The following is a 17095-nucleotide window of genomic DNA, read 5'->3' as shown; positions in this document are numbered from 1 at the left end:
TATTTAATCCTAAATTTGCGTATAATTTAATTCTTTTAGTCGTAGTCGGGAAGGCTCATCTAAAAGCCTGCAACCACAGAAAGCGTAATTTCCTATCTTCGTTACAGAGTTCGGAATGGTGACGCTTTGAAGAGATTTGCACCATCTAAAAGCGTGATCTCCTATGCTTGTTACAGAGTTTGGAATAGTGACGCTTTGAAGAGAATCGCAGCCACTAAAAGCCCAATCTCCTATGCTTGTTACAGAGTTTGGAATTATATAATTGACGCAATCTTTTATTCTACAAACAATAGCTGTCTTATCCTTATTGAACAAGCAAACATCATCATTTTGGAAATATGTTGAGTTACAAATGAAAAAACATATATTGCAACCACTAAAAGCGTTATTTCCGATATTCGTTACAGAGTTCGGAATAGTGACGCTTTGAAGAGATTCGCAGCCACAAAAGGCTCCATCTCCTATCTTCGTTACAGAGTTCGGAATGGTGATGCTTTGAAGTGATACGCACGAGCTAAAAGCGTAATCTCCTATGCTCGTTACAGAGTTCGGAATGGTGACGCTTTGAAGAAATCTGCAGCCACTAAAGGCGCTATATCCTATGCTCGTTACCGAGTTTGGAATAGTGACGCTTTGAAGAGATTTGCACGAGCTAAAAGCTTCATATCCTATGCTCGTTACAGAGTTCGGAATGGTGACGCTTTGATGAGATGTGCATGAGCTAGAAGCTTCATATCCTATGCTCGTTACAGAGTTCGGAATGGTGACGCTTTGAAGAGATTCGCACAAATAGAAAGCTCTATCTCCTATGCTTGTTACCGAGTTTGGAATAGTGACGCTTTGAAGAGATTTGCAGCGAATAAAGACTCTATCTCCTATGCTTGTTACCGAGTTTGGAATAGTGACGCTTTGAAGAGATTTGCAGCTACTAAAGGCTCTATTTCCTATGCTCGTTACCGAGTTTGGAATAGTGACGCTTTGAAGAGATCCGCAGCCACTAAAGGCTGCTATACCAATATATTCTATATTTGATAGTCCAATAGATTTTAATTTGTTTTTATTAAATCTATTAGACAAAAATGCATTAGCACATATTTTTTTGGATCGATTATCTATATTAAAAACAGATTTCCAATAAATAGCACCATAAACAATTCTAAAATCAGAAGAATATAAAATTCCATCTTTTATGATGAAGTTTTTAGATTGAATATCCATATTCATAATATGGAAGCATTCTCTCCATGGGTTGTTATGGGCAATATATTTTACGGATGCTGGAATATTACATGAATCCAAAAAAGTATTGCTAGCAAAAGCCTCAGAACCGATAGATATTATCGTAGAGGGCAGCTTTACACTTCTAATACCAGTAGATTGCAAAGCACCATCGCAAATAACTTCTGTTCCTTCTCTTACAACATATTCTTCCTCCCATAATGAGTGAGAAGCCCTTAATAGCTTTTTCCCATCGCGACTATACTTAACTCCATACTCATCTTTAATAGCATACTTAAAATCCTCTTCCGTTGCTTCTGTAAAAAAAACTTCTTCAATTGGCTTTTCTACCTTATTCAATAAAAACAATCGAAATGACACGGCTGATAGTTCTTGCTGTGAGTGCGCCAAAGTGAACAAAGCATATAATTTCGAAAATTCCGCATCATTCAAAAGAGCATATAGTGATTTCATCATCAGACAATCACCGATGTCCTTGAAATCAGATTCTGAAAACAGAAGTGAATCTGACTTAGCATTATTCTGTAACAAAGAGGAGTCTAAAGCTATTGCTTTCAGAGACATGCCAATAAGCGCCAATGGAAAATCATCGATATGTTCATTGAAACAATCTTCTGTACGCATTGGATGGCGATAGTCAGGACTGCCCAATTCTCGCGCCTTTTGTCCTTGCATAGCGGGCACGTACATACCATCATAGTCAACTAGTACTAAGGTCCCATCTTCAGTAACTAAGATATTATCGGGCTTAAGGTCTCCATGAGCAAATGGTTGTGACATCAGCCAGGCAGCCATTTTACAAAACTGATATGTGATAAGCTGCAAAACATATTTATCGGATATGTGTTGATGAACATACTTATCAAGCGTAACTCCTTCTACCCAGTCCATGAGTAATACAGGAAATTCAGTATCAGAAGAAACTGTAGAATCAACAAACAATTCTTTTTGTAAGTACTTGATGGAGCACAAATAGTTTGATGACACATATTCCAATTCATCTGTTATCTGCTGATATGCTATATCACGTCCCTCTTGCTCTTTCAAAAAGCACTTTACTGCATATAGTTTCCCAGAGGATTCATCTTTCATCTTGAATACCACAGCAAAGTTACCGCTAGACATCACTATCTCACCAGCTTTATCATAAACAGGACGAAGGGTGCTCAGTACATTAAAATTGTCTTCCGAATGCTTAATGGCTTCAATGTATTCTGATATAAGAGGATAATTCATAATTATAATGTTTTATAAAGTGAAAGTATAGTCATTCTCCCACGGCTTCGCTGTCGTCCCCTGCAATAGTGGACGTAACCTGTGGTTATATATTTGTCTCTTTCATCATGCGAATCATGTTTGTTTTTTGATGTCGGTCATCTGAATCTCTATAAGAGATACAGAATGTCCCTGCAAAAATAAGAAAAATGTAGGAAACTAGCAAATTATGCGTGTTAAAAAATAATAACATTCTACGAAAATCAACATTTTTTCATCACCAAATCTGCGAGCACGATGGCGGATTCCTTCTCATCCCTCGGTGCATCCTTTGACTTCCATGCCACGATAAAGCGGATTCGGGCAGCGGTTACCTTGTAGCCTTTCAACTCCCATTTGCCTAGTTTCTCCTTCATCTTGATGGAGAGCTGGGCTATGTCTCTGCCTGTTGATGGGAGACAGAGGCAATGGTCGTGGTAGGTTAGCGGCATACCGCTTCTCAAGGAAAGAATAGCGTCCTTGTGGGGCTTGGAGAAGCCCAGGTTTACATCCTTGTGTGAGAGTTGAAGCACTATTTCGTTCGGCTCATCGTAGGCTTGGGCATCATAGAGATGCTGGGCACTTTTCAGACTGTCGAAGAGATTGCCGTTGGTGTGGATGGCAAGCGTACGCTTGGCACGGGTCATGCCCACATAGTATCGGCGCAGTATGTCATCAGTAGGATGTTCGGGATGGGTAATGAGCATCAGTACATGGTCGAACTCATGACCTTTTGCCTTGTGGATGGTGCTGACCACGATGTCTGATTTCGAGATGTCACAGAAGTCTTCTACTGATGATTCGAACACGAACTCCCTCAGGTCGCTGTAGTACTTGGCACGATTGGTCTGCTCAAATATCTGGAGGCTGCGGCGCAGATATGGTAATGCCTGGCTGGTGGCATACTTTTTGAATGTCTGCTGCTTGGCTGCTTCCCAAATAACATCAGGGATGATAGGGGATTTCGTCTCCTTGAGGCCTTGGTCTATCTTCTTCAAGAAGTATCTTACCTCTGCCAGATTCCAGAAGCGCAAGCCGTCCAACGATTGCACCAGCTTGGCCTTGATGCCATGACTGTGAAGAAGAGCCAGCATGATGACAGCCTCCTCATTGGTCTGCGTAAGGATGCTGATGGTTTCGTTCATCTTGCGGGAAGATGCATCGGCTTCTTTTGAAGTGTTACTTCCCAGTAATCGCGTAACATCTTCTAGGATAGGCTGATACATATAAACCTTTTTCTCCTGAATCTCGTATGGATGCTTCACGATTCTTACCTCTCCATCTTCTTGACTCATGGAGATGATAGGGGTAGATTTGATTCGTTGGCGGATGTTTCGGGCAAAGTCGTTGGCAGTATCCACGATGTGGCGAAGGCTGCGGTAATTCTCGGTCATCTCGATGAAACGGCTGTGTTTTGTCTGGGTCAATTCATAGAGATACCGCGAGTTGGAACCTCTAAACTCATAGATGTTCTGGTCATCATCTCCTACGGCAATCACCCTCATCTCTTCGTTGGCTTTCATCAGAGCAGAGACAAGGGCATAGTCATCCTTGCTCATGTCTTGCGCCTCATCGATCACGAGCACGGTCTTGCTGATGCGATTGGGCTCCACTTCTCCATTGTTGATCATTTCGGCGGCTTGCTTAACCACATCTCCAGCCTCATCCAGATTGCCAACCCTGCCCAGCAGGTCGAAGCAGTAGGAATGGAAGGTTTTGATTTCTACGAAATGGGCGGCATTGCCGATGAGTTGCATCAGTCGCTGCTTGAACTCGGTAGCGGCTGCACGCGAGAAAGTGAGCATCAGAAGTTGTTCGTGCTTTACATCTTCCAACAGCAGGAGAGAGGCAAGCTTATGTACGAGCACACGTGTCTTGCCGCTGCCAGGACCGGCAGCGACTACGATGCAGCGGGACTCGTGGTCGTCGATGATTTCCTTCTGTCTCTTGGAGAGCATTCCGAAGAGTTTCTTATACTTCGAAGGTGTTACGTTGCGCTCTATCTCAGTCTCCCGGTTGCCCTTGAAGTACTTTAAGATGAAGCGGTGGTAGTCCATCTGGAAGTAATCCTGCACATATTGCAGGGCGGCGTCATAATCCCTTACCATTAGGTTGGCATATTCGCCCACGATGTGAATCTGCTGAATCTTCTGCTTGTAGAATTCGTTGAGCATGCGATAATCCTCCTGCTTATAGTGGAGGCGAGGTTCCTTGATGCGTTTAATTGCCATTGCATTGTAAAGCACCAGGAATCCTCCTTCCAGCTTCATGGCTCCTATCTTGGAGAGATAGAGCAAGGCTTCCTCCACGTCTTCCAACTGCAGGGAAGAGAAGTCGGAGAAGAGTGACTGGTTGCTGGATTTCAGATCGTTCAGAAGTTCAACTACCGAGAATTGAAGAGGCTTCTCTTTTGAATTATCTCTAGAGCCAGAGGCTTTTCCTAAACCTTTTTCTTCGAAAGGATTCTTTTCTTCAGAAGAGTTATTGTTGCTCTCTTCTGTTATAGTTTTACTGTTTTCTTCAGCCAGGCTGTATAGTCTTTCGATGATGAATCGGCAAACCTCAATTCGTCTTTCGAATCGCTTGATGATGGTCTCTATGTCCTTGTCTCTTGTCACGATAAGATTGCGGACGCCGTCTTCCTTCTTGTGCGCATATCCCTTCACTGCCAGGAAGTATAGCAGTGTGCGGATTTTCTTTTCGGTTGAAGTGTTGATGCCGTCATGTACGGCATTGTCATTGAGTTGTTTGTATGTGATATGCAGCGATTCATCCGGGATATGTTCCAGAATGTATCTTTCCAGTTTGGCGAAGTTCTCCAGCATCTGCTGAGGCTTGCGTTGCTTGTCGCTGATGTCTTGCAGATAGGCAGAGATGTCACGGGTATCGGCAAGGATGCCTTCCTGGCGCATTCGGTCAACGGAAGAGATGACATCTCGCTTGCTGAGTCCTAGAATGTCGGCGAGGTAATCGATGCGGGATTCTGCCTCGCTATCCTGTGCCTTGGCTATATGCTTCTGGGTGATAAGCGACTTGATGATGCGGATGGCATTCTGCATCTCATCTTCCGAGAACAGGGGTGATTCGGTGAGGCGCAGTCTTGCCTCGTCCATGTTCTTGACGGTGATACCTGTGGCATAGACGTGCGGAATGTTGTTGCCACGCTCTATGTATCCGCTCTGTTCTAGAGCAGATAGGGCGGTGCGAACACGGGTTTCTATGTCGGATACCGAGTCATCCCAACCGGCTTGGCGGGCTATCTCCAGTGCCGAACAACTTACATGTGGGCGCTGCTTGGTAAAATCCTTAACGGCTTTCCATACCTGTTGTATCTCGCTGATGCTCAGTTTGGTTTGGTTGAGTAGGATGAAGTGCTTATCTAAGTCCTCGTCGCTATAGAGTACATAGCATTTGGCATTGAGGTGTGGGTCTCTTCCTGCACGTCCGGCCTCCTGTACATAGTTCTCCAAAGAGTCGGAGATGTCGTAGTGGATAACCAGACCCACATCGCTCTTATCTACTCCCATGCCGAAGGCGGAGGTGGCAACGATGATTCTAACCTTATCGCTCATGAAGGCATCCTGATTGTGTATCTTCTCATCGGCATCCATCTTGCCATTATAGGGCAGGGCGGATATGCCGTCACGTGTCAGTTTCTGGGCGAGTTCCCGGGTTCGCTTGGTGCGGGATACGTAGATGATGGTAGGGCAATCTGCCTGCTCTACCAGCGAGCGCAGAAGATTGTATTTGTTGCCGTCACTATCTACGTGAATAACGGAATAGTGCAGGTTGGTACGTGAGGCTGATGAGGCGAAGAGCTGGAGGTCGATGCCCAGCCAATGCTTGAAATAGTCGCAGATATCCTGCACCACCTTCTGTTTTGCAGTGGCGGTGAAGCAAGATACGGGTATCAGGGTTTGACCATGGTTGCGGGCCATAGCGTCCTTGCCAAACTTGCGTTCCTGATATTCCTTGATAAACTTGCCGATGTATAGGTAATCCACCCGGAAGTCTTGTCCCCATGCAGAGAAGCAGTGAGCTTCATCAATGACGAATCTCACCACATGCCGTGCCATGAGGATGCGCTCGATGGTTTTGGAGCGCAACATCTCTGGTGCTATATATAATAAGGTGGCATCTCCGCTCTGCACTCGTTCGATGGCTAGGGAGCGGGAGATAGGGTCGAGGAGACCGTTGATGGTTACGGCATCGGTGAAACCGCGGTCTGCGAGATTATCTACCTGGTCTTTCATCAATGATTGCAGAGGCGAGATAACCACGGTGAGTCCATGTATGGTTCTGCCATCCATCAAGGCTGGCAACTGGAAGGTGAGCGACTTGCCGCCACCCGTAGGAAATATCGCCAATAATGACTTGCCATCTACTGCTGCCTGCGATGCCTGTTCCTGCAGCGGTTCGCCGTCATAGGTACGGAAGGCATCATAGCCGAAGAGTTGTTTCAGGTTTTGATGAATGTCGAGCATGCGGTTGCAATACTCGCAGCCATCGGTGCATTGGGTATGGCAGAGTATATAGATGATATGTTCTACTTCGGGATAATGGAAGAGTACCCAACCTGGGGTTACAGATTGGTAATCGTCTGTGCCTATGAGAGCCAAGGCGTATGCCAAGCCGCAAGGAGATTTGGCTGCAAGAGCCGGAATGTCGGCATGGGCGCAAATATGATTCTTGTATTCAGAAAGAATGTATTCTGAAACGCCTATCATTGCGTCATCCTTTTCGATGGCTCCCACATACATCAGAAATCCTCTGAATTCCTCTTCATTCTGGAGCAGCAAGGTGAAGATTTTCCTCTTTCTTTCTGATAATTGATTCCATGCAGCGATTTCATCCATCAACAGTTCTTTGGCTTTCTCGCAGTCATTGACTGGATTATTCATCTGCTCGCTCATCAGTTTGTCGTCCTTTACAAGATGATGGTAAGGGCGCTTGGGGAAGAGGAGTGGGGAGAGATAGAGGGTATCTATCAGTATGCCGTTGAGTTGGAGATAGTGGGCATCGTGATGAATGAGGTTATGACCGCAGATATAGTCAACCTTTCCTTCTTGCAGGAACTTGTTCAGTGCCGTCTGCGATGCTTGGTGAAAGGTGGCTCCGTCATAACGCAATGCTCCGATGTCGTGTATTTTATGGTCTTTCAGTCCCACTTCGGTATCCACGAAGGCAATGTTCCTGCTTCTGGCATCTTTCTTCTTGATGTCAGAACTTACGGTGAGATTGTTTTTCCTTTCAAAGAGGCGACTGAATATTGACATAATCTTCGATGTTTATATTTCCACCGCAAATGTACAATTATTATTTGATATATGCAAATAATCAAGTGCTTTTATCTTCTTAGAAAGCTGTTTTTATACAATCCCAAGAGGCTTACGAGGATATCTTCAAAGCAGATTAATATGCCCCTAAAACCTTCCAGTCGTCTATGAGTTTGAACAGGCGGGGCATGGCTGGCTTGTAGCTGTCGGGATAGGTGAGGGAATAGACGAAGAGTATTCTGCCACTCTTGATGAATTTATCGTAATGACTGTAGCCATCTACTCTTACTCCGTTTTCATAAACAGGACCGGAGAGGATGAATGCCTTATTCGATGCCTGCATCGTCCGCTCCGAATGAAGCTTCTGGGCTAGAGAATCGGCACAAGCCTGGAGGGTGTTGCTATAGTTGGGGGTAACGTAACTCTCCAGGATGATGTTGGCATGATTGGTGAATGAGAAGCGGGCATAGCCCTGGTATCCCGATATCGAAGTATCCTCCTGCTGGAAGAAGCAAGGATACTTGACAACGTAGCCGAAGTCCGGATCATTGTATTCCTTCATAGGTGCCATTTCTACCTTGGTTTTGAAATCCGCCATCGGTGTATGCTTCTCTTTCGTAACCTCATGTTGATAGTTGATGATGAAGTTTATCATCATCAGCAAGACAACTGCTATCAAAAAAATCTTCTTCATATCTTTGCCTCTTTTATATTTTATCAGCAAAGGTATGAAGAAGATTGAAAACTGCCAAATAATAAGTATGACATTTTAGTTTTTTAAATATTTATTTCTTCCCTTTATTGATGATATAAATCCCGGCAGTAGCCAATGCGCCTGCTATCAGATACTTCCAGTAGAAGGTTTCGCCAAGACAGAGGCAGGAGGTGATGGCTCCTACTACGGGGATGAGCGAATTGTATATCGCTACCTTTCCTACGGGATTGCAGCTCAATAGTTTGTTGTAGAGAGCGAAACTGATGGTTGAGATGGCAATGAGCAGCAGAAGGATGGTGATGCCCCAGAGGCTGATGACTGGCAGATAGCCACCCATTAACAATGCAGGAATCACCAGCAAGGCTCCACCGATGCTCAACGAATAACCGGTTCCTACGAAAACATCCACCCTCTTGCTCAATCCTCGGGTCAGCAGGGAAGCACTGGCTCCACACAGGGCATTGAGGATAATCATACCATCGCCCAGGAAGGTGAAACTTCCGCTTTCCTTTCCGCCAAGGTTCAAGGCAAGGATGCCCAGGAAGCCGATGATGCAGCCTAAAGCCTTTCGCCACGTCAACCTGTCGCTCTTGAAGAAGATGCAGGCAAAGATAACCACCGTGAAGACGCTCATAGAATTGAGTATCGCCGAACGTGCTCCAGCATTATGCGAGAGTCCGAAATAGAAGAAAGCATAATGAAGGGTGGTGTTGAGGAGTGCATAGAGGAGAAGGAACCATACATTTGTATTCGTCAGGAAACTGAAGCTTCCATTCTTTTGAACATCATGATTCTCCTTCTGGACAGCTTTCTTCTTGAATCCGAATTTACGATGCGAGCTTCTGGCGATGGCCAGGATGATGATGCCGGAAATGAAGAAGCGGATGCCTGCAAAAAGCATTTTGCTTCCAGTCATGTCTGCTGTAATCTGATATTCCTCCATTCCCATTTTTATCAATGGGTAAGCCCATCCCCACGAGATAGCAGCCGTAAGGGCGAACAGGCTTACCCATACCGGGCGCTGAAATATACTGAGTGTATTTGTTTCTTTCTTTTCCATTATAACTTAATTGATATTCCCTTGCTTCTGTGTTTGCTAAATGGCAATCTACAAGTCCCCCAGATGTCTTTCTATAGGAATTCCTCGGTTTTTGTCCTTGTCATCCTTGTTGATGTCTATCCAGTTGCGCAGGGTATCCATGGCGATGCGGGTGGCATGGCGGAGATGATCGCCATCCTTCAGTCTGCCCACGATGATGCTGGAGAAGATGTCGCCGGTGCCCGGGAACTGAACAGGGATTTCTTCGTAGGGCAGGAGGAAATACTCTTCTGTAAGATGATTGAAACCTACCACAGCATGCTGCCCCTCTACGATGCACGAGGTGATGAGCACGGAGTGGGAACCGATGGCTCTCAGTTTATCTATCAGTTCATAGGCTTCCTTCTCCGAGATTCCCTCTTCCTTGTATTCCGAATCTGTCAGCAGACAAGCCTCGGTATAGTTGGGAAAACAGAGATGCGATACGCTCAGCATCTCCTTCATGCATCTCACGGTACTCTCACTGGCTCCACCATAGAGCTTGCCGTAATCGCCCATCACGGGATCTACATAGATGTCGGTGCCCAGTGCAGCCTGTTCTCTGCAATAACGTGCCACCAGCTTAGCCTGACGCTCCGAAGCCATGAAACCCGTGGTGATGGCATCGAAGTGAATGCCCAGTTCGTTCCACTTCTGCAAGGCTTCCTCGATATACGAAGTGCATTCCAGAATGGCGTACTTGCCGTATGGGAAGGTGTTGCTGATGAGCATGGTTGGCAGATTGAACACATCGAGTCCCATATAAGAGAGGATAGGCATCTGAACTGCGGCAGATACCTTTCCGTAACCACACATATCGCTGATAATAAGGATATTACTTTTCGCTTTCATTCTTTCTTTTTTTTACTTGCTTTTCTTTCTTATCCTGATTATCTCTTAATAGCTGGCTGTACACTTGATGCCCAGAGCCTCTACACGGTCCTTGATGGCATCGAGTACTTCCTTTGGTGCCTTTTCCAGCAACTTGTCTGGTGTTTCGCGGGCGATGGTATAAACCATTACCTGCTGAGGCTGGATGTCTTTCACAGCCTCCAGCCAAGGAGCTACGAAATGCTCGCTGGTATTGTCCAAACCGTCACCTCTCAGGAACATGGTCTGGATGATGACGTGCCCCTTGAACATCTTCAGATATTTGATTACATCCTTCACGTCGTAGTTAGGCTGCTGAGGGCGGTCCAGCTTCTTGATGTAATCCATATCCACGGTATCCAGTTTCAGGATGTTGTTATCCACGAGCATCAGCGCCTCTCTCACTTCCTCCTTATATATATAGGTGGCGTTGCTGAGTACGGATACTTGTGCTTCAGGGAAATATTTTTTGCAGAGTTCCATCGTATCTTCCACGATGCCCTTGAAGTCAGGGTGCCCCGTAGGTTCACCATTTCCGGCGAAGGTGATGTCGTCCAGAGGCTGGTTGTTATCGTGGCGCTCTTTCAGAACCTTCTCCAGTCCTTCTCTTACCTCCTCGCGGGTAGGGCGCTTCTTCTTAGGACGGAAGTCGGCGTTGAATCCGCATTCGCAATAAACGCAGTCGAATGAGCAGACCTTGCCATCAGATGGCATGAGGTTGATGCCCAATGAAACTCCAAGACGGCGGGAGTTTACCGGACCGAATATCGGTGATGGATAAATAATCGTTGACATAATCTTATTCTCCTTTATCTAATCTATTCTTTATTTTATCTTGGTAATACCTATTTTATACCAATCTTATTTACTTGTTCGTAATTTGGTGGGCAAAAGTACTAAAAAATGTTGGAATGAACAAATAAATCAACAGAAAATCGATTTATCCTTACCATTTGTCTTCTATCTCCGATAGATTGTGTACTTTTGCATTCCAATCCGGGGAGAATCTTGGTGATTTCGATTCGGATTTAAAGAAAAAAACAAAAAAGTTGATGTTTTGCTTAGTTTTTCGCTTGGCTCAACTGTATATATAGTATATGAACAGAAAAAAGGACATAGAACAGTTATTCCGTCAGCATTACGCGAAGATGTACAATCTGGCCAGATGCATTCTTTCGGATGATGACGAGAGCAAGGATGTGGTGAGTGAAGTATTCGCCCAGATTCTTGCCGATGATGTGGTTCTGGTGCCTGGGAGTGAGGATGGTTACTTGATGCGGAGCGTACGCAACCGCTGTCTCAACCTGATAGCTCATAAGAGCGTGAAGGAAAGGGTGGCGAAGCTGCTGCTGGATGATGCCGACGTGATTCTCTCAGAAGAGACCGATGAACGGCTCGACCGGCTGATGCTTCTCATCGAAGACCTGGAACCGCCTATCCGGCAACTCATTTTCCGTCTGCGCTATCTTCAGGAGAAATCTTATCAGGAGGTGGCTGATGAAGTGGGAGTGAGCAAGGTGACGGTATTCAACCATCTCTCGAAGGCGATGGACTGGATTAAGGAACAATTTAAATGAGCAAGACAATGACAAACATGAGTAAAGAAGGAAAGCGGATGATGCTCTTTGACATGCAGGAGCATCCCGAGAAATATACCGACGAGCAGGTGGAACGCCTGCTTGCCGATGAGAAAGTGAAGGAGTTCTTCCATGAACTGGCGATGGCGAGAATGGCTGGCAAGAAAGCCAATCCGAAGAATGTGGATGTGGATGAGGCTTGGAAGGAGTTTGTTCAGGCACATCACGAGGATAAGTTGGCGATGGATGCCGGCAAATCCAAGGGCGCTTATCGCAACCGGATGAAGATTGCCGCATCCATTGTCGGCATCATCTTCCTTTCGGGGGTAGCCTTGGCTGCGATTCACAATGGCTGGTTGGGGTTCCCGGCTTCTGATCAGACAGCGGATAACAAGGCTGCGACAGAACAGCTGGCAACAACCCAGGCGCTGCCGAATGACAGTCTTCGTGCTGCAACAGCAGAGAACAAGGATTCGCTTGATATGAAGCCGGTGGTGTTTGATGATGCTGAATTGGGAACCATTCTGGCTCAGTTATCCGGTTTCTATCATGTCAAGGTGGAGTATGTGGATGCCGGTGCCCAGCACATCCGTCTCTTCTTCAACTGGAACAAGACGAAGACTTTGGAGCAGAACCTGAAGATTTTGAATGCTTTCGACCGCATACAGATAGAGTATATTGACGGAACATTGATGGTGAAATAAGATAGGAGGATATATTTATGAGAGATTTTTGGAAACCAATGCCCGTTAGCGGCAAGCTTATCAGAGAGCTTCTTCTTCTCTTCCTGTTGCTTTGGGTTCAGCAGTCTTATGCCCAGCGCATCACCCGACAATATAATAATGTGTCGTTCTCTGCGGCGTTGAAGGATTTGAACGCCCGCCAGCATAAGTACACCATCAACTTTGTGTATGATGAACTGGAGGATTTCAGGGTGACCAAGAGTATCAGGAACCAGAGTGTTCCCGATGCCATCATGCAGCTGATAGGATTCTATCCCATCAGGATGACGCAGGTGGAGGATAATATCATGGTGGAGTGTACGCAGAAGACTCCCACCAAGATGATAGGCCGTATCATCGACAATAAGAATCGCCCTATAGATTTCGCCAATGTAGCCCTGCTGAATGTTCGTGATTCTTCATTGATAAATGGTGGCGTGACGAATGAAAACGGCCAGTTCGTGATTCCCTGCGGAGCCACAAAGGCGATAGTTAGAGTAAGTTGTGTGGGCTATATTACGGCAAGCAATACCTTTAATATAGGTAAGATAGGGACAATAACTCTGAAAGAGGCAACAATGAACCTGCAGAAAATTGTAGTGAAAGGACATCGACAGCCTTTCAGAATGACTTCTGAAGGATTGGTGGCTCAGGTAGAAGGAACCTCCTTGGAGAAAATGGGCTCGGCAGAAGATGTATTGAAACATCTTCCGAGAGTGATGCAGAAGAACGGTGATATAGAAGTCTTGGGAAAAGGTAAACCTTTGATTTATATCGATAACAAGAAAATCAAGGGAACCATTGATCTCGATAGATTGAGTTCTTCTGACATCAAACATGTAGAGGTGATAACCGAGCCGGGTGCAGAATACGATGCAACCTATCAGTCTGTCATCAGAATCAAGACGACAAGAAAAAAGGGAGAAGGTTTGGGATTGACTTATCGGCAGGTCTATCAGCGCAATCATCAGGACAATCATCGTGAAGTACTCGATTTGAATTATCGCTATCGGGGATTGGATATCTTCTCCAATTTGTATGGCGGTTTGTCTCAGGGCTATCAGGATCAGTATAATGATAACAGACTCTACGGCAAGACGCTCATGAATATCAACGAAGACTTGATAATCAAAAACAAGAGTTACTATACCAGTGGAAGTCTTGGTTTTAATTATGTTTTCAATGATAGGCATTCCGTGGGTGCCACTTACGAGGTGAACATCAATCCTTATAGTCGGGGTGGATGGAATTCGCTGATGGATGTCTGGAAGAATGGCTCAAAGACAGAAAGCTATACAAATGATATGTATTGTCGTTTCAAAAGCCGACCTACGCAGGATATTACGGCTTATTATGCCGGACAGATAGGAAAGGTGAGCATAGAATGGAATGGGGAAATATATCTTCGTAAAACAGGACAGACTCAATATTCTGAAGAAACAGGAATTGAGGGCGGAGATTCTCGTACGATAGAATCTGATTTCACAGCTGATAGTTGGATGCATGCATCTAAGCTGGTACTGAGCTTTCCGGTATGGAAAGGTACCCTGAAGATTGGTAATGAGTTTACCGAAAGTTGCCGTGCCAATCTTTATACTATAGATGAACAGGGAACTGACTTGCCAGGTAAGACTGACGACCAGGTGAAGGAAAGTAATCTTGCAGCCTTTGTTTCTTATGGATTGAGACTGAACAAGGTAGAACTGAATGCTGGCCTCAGATACGAACATGTTTCTTCCAATTACTATAATACAGGTGGTGATTATTGGAGCGAGGAGAATAAGGATTATTTCGTACCCGACCAGAGTCGTAAGTACGACCATTTCTTTCCGAATGTGTCCTTGACTTTTCCTGTCGGGAATGTGAAAATGAATATGGTTTATAAGGTGACGGTGAGTCGTCCTTCCTATAGTCAGTTAAGTAGTAACGTGCAATATAATAGTCGCTATTATTATCAGGGTGGAAATCCATTGCTCAAGTCAAGTTTCGAACATGGCATAGGGATTAATCTGGGATATAAATGGTTCCAGTTTTTTGCCAACTGGCGTTATCTTGTAGATCCTTGCTATCAGGTGATAGAACCGTATCATGACAATGAGTTAATCAGTATGTACACCTTTCGTAATTTGAATCATACTCAGGTTTGTTACGTGGGACTGACGGCATCGCCGACGATAGGATGGTGGCATCCTACGTTGGACGCTGGTATGAGAAAGCAGTTCCTGACCATTGGTGGTAAGGCATACAGCAAGCCGATATTCATCGGCTCTTTCAATAATGCGTTTTCGTTACCATGCGGTTGGACGCTTAATCTTGATATGAATTGGAACACGCAGGGCCATTCTGCGCTTCCGCTTTATATGGCACAAGGAGGAGTGGACGTCTCTTTGCGTAGAAGTTTTCTTCACGATCGCCTGAATGTCATTTTGGCGGGCAATGACCTCTTTGCGACGATGCGCAATTCCACAAGATTGGTATATGGTACCAGCGATATCTATACCAGAAAATATACGGATACCCGAATGTTCATGTGCTCATTCAGCTATAAGTTTAATGTAAGTAGAAGCAAGTACAAGGGTACGGGTGCCGGTAATACAGAAAAGAACAGATTATAAAAAAACAGAAAGTATATGAAGCGTTGTTTATGGATGATATTCATGGTGGTTGGCATCTGTATGCTAACTGGCTGTAGTAGTGATGATGATAAGTTGGACAGCCTTCCTTGGAATGACAAGGAACTGTTCAACCAGTCTTTTGTTTTAGATCAGGATGGGTATTGCATCTTAGATGGAAAGGCTCCTGTCTGTGATATAGATAGGAATGTTCTGAATTCGTGGCTTGTAAGTTATGGCTGGCAACCTGTCGGCATCTATCAGATGAAGGAAAACGGTAAACTTGCGAAAACTGATTATCGTGAAGGTATCAAGGATTATAGTCCGAAGGTCTATGAATTCTTATCAGAGAATCAGTTGATGACTTATTATCGTGATGAAGATACACGTACATTCTGTTTCAAGAAACAGGATTGGTCGTATGATGATGCGACGGGCATTGTCATCAAAACGAATAAGGCAGGTAAGGTAGATGATTATATGCAAATCCTGGATGTGAAGTTTCATGAAGATGAAGCTTACCTGTATGTGATGGAGAAGATTGGTTCGGTGACAGTAGCTGACAATCAGGAAAAAGCCGTTTATGGCTTGGTGGTATATCAGCGTTTATCTTCATTAGAACTGATTGATGTGCAGAATACTTATACTATTGATAAGAGTGATGAAGAAGACAAGCCAAATGAAACTGGAAAAGTACCGGATGATTGCCGATATTATATTCGGTGTGTATATGCCAATTCTAAGGATGCCCATGGAATGGGTGATGAACATAGTAAATTTCAGTCATTCAGACTTTTGAGTTTGGATTTGACAGATTATCTGAACAATAACTCATCAGCTAACCCTTATTATCATTATTATGATTCCATTGTATGGTCATGTAAGGGAATGCCAGATAGGGTAGTGAGTCTCAGAAATGAGAACAATTCGTATGCTGTGTCAATCAACCTTAGCACTTATCTTTTTCAGATCAGCCGTAATACTTCTATGACGGAGGAAGATAGAACATTGATTGTTGCTGATGGCTATAAGGGTGGACGTGTGGTTTATTCTTCCGGCATCTATCTCAATATCTATAATACTGGTTTCATGGGTTACGATTTCGGTTCTTCTGACTTGCTGAATCCATCTAATGAAGACTATGATTTGTATTGCATCTTCGACCGGAGCAAGCGGTTCCGGATAGTCTCTCCTCGTTATTCTCCTGAGTTTCCGGAAAAGCCATATTCTGAGTTGAAATATATTGTATCAGAGGGGCTGTTGGATTCTGAGGATCCGGAAAGCATGCAGAAGCATGAGGCTGTACTGTCTGAGGAGAAAAGAATGTTGGTTGATCTGATGGATATGTATTATGGTCAGTATGGTAAGGGTGTTGTGGTAGATAATTCTAACAGAGAGAAGTACCGCAACCGTTTCAAGGCTTTGTCATCCGATGCAGACCTTGTGATGTATTGGAAGGGCTATACGCCTGCGCAATGGAACTCTGATTATGAGGGATGTTTAGTTGCTTTAATCTTGAAAAAGAATAAGGAAAATCCCTTGAAGAGTTACTATTGTATCCATGCAGAGCCGATTAAATAAATTTCTCTCTCAATACAACAATGAATATATGACAATCGGTCAAGCGGAAGGCGGGGGTGTAAATTAAACTGTGTCAAGGCTTGTTCTTAACTTTCATTCCCACTCCCTGCTGGGGGCATGCCCCCAGCAGGGAAGCCTTTTCGGCTGCAAAGTTACATAATTTTAAATCTA

Annotated in this window: 10 protein-coding genes; 4 read left to right on the top strand and 6 right to left on the bottom strand. The window is 44.6% G+C overall.

The features are described 5' to 3' along the window. Positions 1 to 9: 9 nt before the first annotated feature. The 6 genes from NNC77_RS13225 to NNC77_RS13200 all read right to left on the bottom strand — a co-directional run bounded on the left by NNC77_RS13225 (position 10) and on the right by NNC77_RS13200 (position 11227). Positions 10 to 2475, bottom strand: a complete 2466-nt coding sequence (locus NNC77_RS13225) for a leucine-rich repeat protein (protein ID WP_254971314.1) — start codon at positions 2473 to 2475, stop codon at positions 10 to 12. 242 nt (positions 2476 to 2717) lie between these two features. Further along, a complete protein-coding gene (locus tag NNC77_RS13220; RefSeq protein ID WP_254971313.1) occupies positions 2718 to 7769 on the bottom strand; it encodes a RecQ family ATP-dependent DNA helicase in 5052 nt (1683 codons plus the stop codon). A gap of 136 nt (positions 7770 to 7905) precedes the next feature. Next, positions 7906 to 8463 carry a hypothetical protein gene (locus NNC77_RS13215; protein WP_254971312.1) on the bottom strand — a complete coding sequence of 186 codons (558 nt, stop codon included), beginning with the start codon at positions 8461 to 8463 and terminating at the stop codon, positions 7906 to 7908. Positions 8464 to 8554: 91 nt separating this feature from the next. Next, positions 8555 to 9544 carry a DMT family transporter gene (locus NNC77_RS13210; RefSeq protein ID WP_254971311.1) on the bottom strand — a complete coding sequence of 330 codons (990 nt, stop codon included), beginning with the start codon at positions 9542 to 9544 and terminating at the stop codon, positions 8555 to 8557. A gap of 48 nt (positions 9545 to 9592) precedes the next feature. Further along, entirely contained in the window at positions 9593 to 10414 is an 822-nt protein-coding gene (locus NNC77_RS13205; RefSeq protein ID WP_117663641.1) for a bifunctional hydroxymethylpyrimidine kinase/phosphomethylpyrimidine kinase, read from the bottom strand. 45 nt (positions 10415 to 10459) lie between these two features. Continuing rightward, positions 10460 to 11227, bottom strand: coding sequence for a radical SAM protein (locus NNC77_RS13200; protein WP_117692488.1), 768 nt, complete (start codon positions 11225 to 11227; stop codon positions 10460 to 10462). Between the two features lie 302 nt (positions 11228 to 11529). Between NNC77_RS13200 and NNC77_RS13195 the strand changes: the two genes are divergently transcribed. The 4 genes from NNC77_RS13195 to NNC77_RS13180 are packed head-to-tail and all read left to right on the top strand — an operon-like array spanning position 11530 to position 16924. Beyond that, complete coding sequence (locus NNC77_RS13195; RefSeq protein ID WP_117692487.1) at positions 11530 to 12009, top strand: sigma-70 family RNA polymerase sigma factor; 480 nt, start codon at positions 11530 to 11532, stop codon at positions 12007 to 12009. Then, on the top strand, positions 12006 to 12713 hold the full coding sequence (locus NNC77_RS13190) for a DUF4974 domain-containing protein (protein ID WP_254971310.1): 708 nt from the start codon (positions 12006 to 12008) through the stop codon (positions 12711 to 12713). The genes NNC77_RS13195 and NNC77_RS13190 overlap by 4 nt, the downstream gene beginning before the upstream one ends. Before the next feature lie 17 nt (positions 12714 to 12730). After that, the gene (locus NNC77_RS13185; RefSeq protein WP_254971309.1) at positions 12731 to 15346 is read left to right on the top strand and encodes an outer membrane beta-barrel protein; all 2616 of its coding nucleotides are present in this window, start codon (positions 12731 to 12733) and stop codon (positions 15344 to 15346) included. A 15-nt stretch (positions 15347 to 15361) separates the two neighbouring features. Further along, positions 15362 to 16924, top strand: a complete 1563-nt coding sequence (locus NNC77_RS13180) for a hypothetical protein (RefSeq protein WP_254971308.1) — start codon at positions 15362 to 15364, stop codon at positions 16922 to 16924. Positions 16925 to 17095: the final 171 nt, after the last annotated feature.

This window comes from Segatella copri, assembly GCF_024330485.1.
In the GTDB taxonomy this organism is placed as follows: Bacteria; Bacteroidota; Bacteroidia; order Bacteroidales; family Bacteroidaceae; genus Prevotella; species Prevotella copri_L.
Note: the sequence above shows the minus strand (reverse complement) of the source record. Positions and strands in the feature narration are given on the sequence as shown.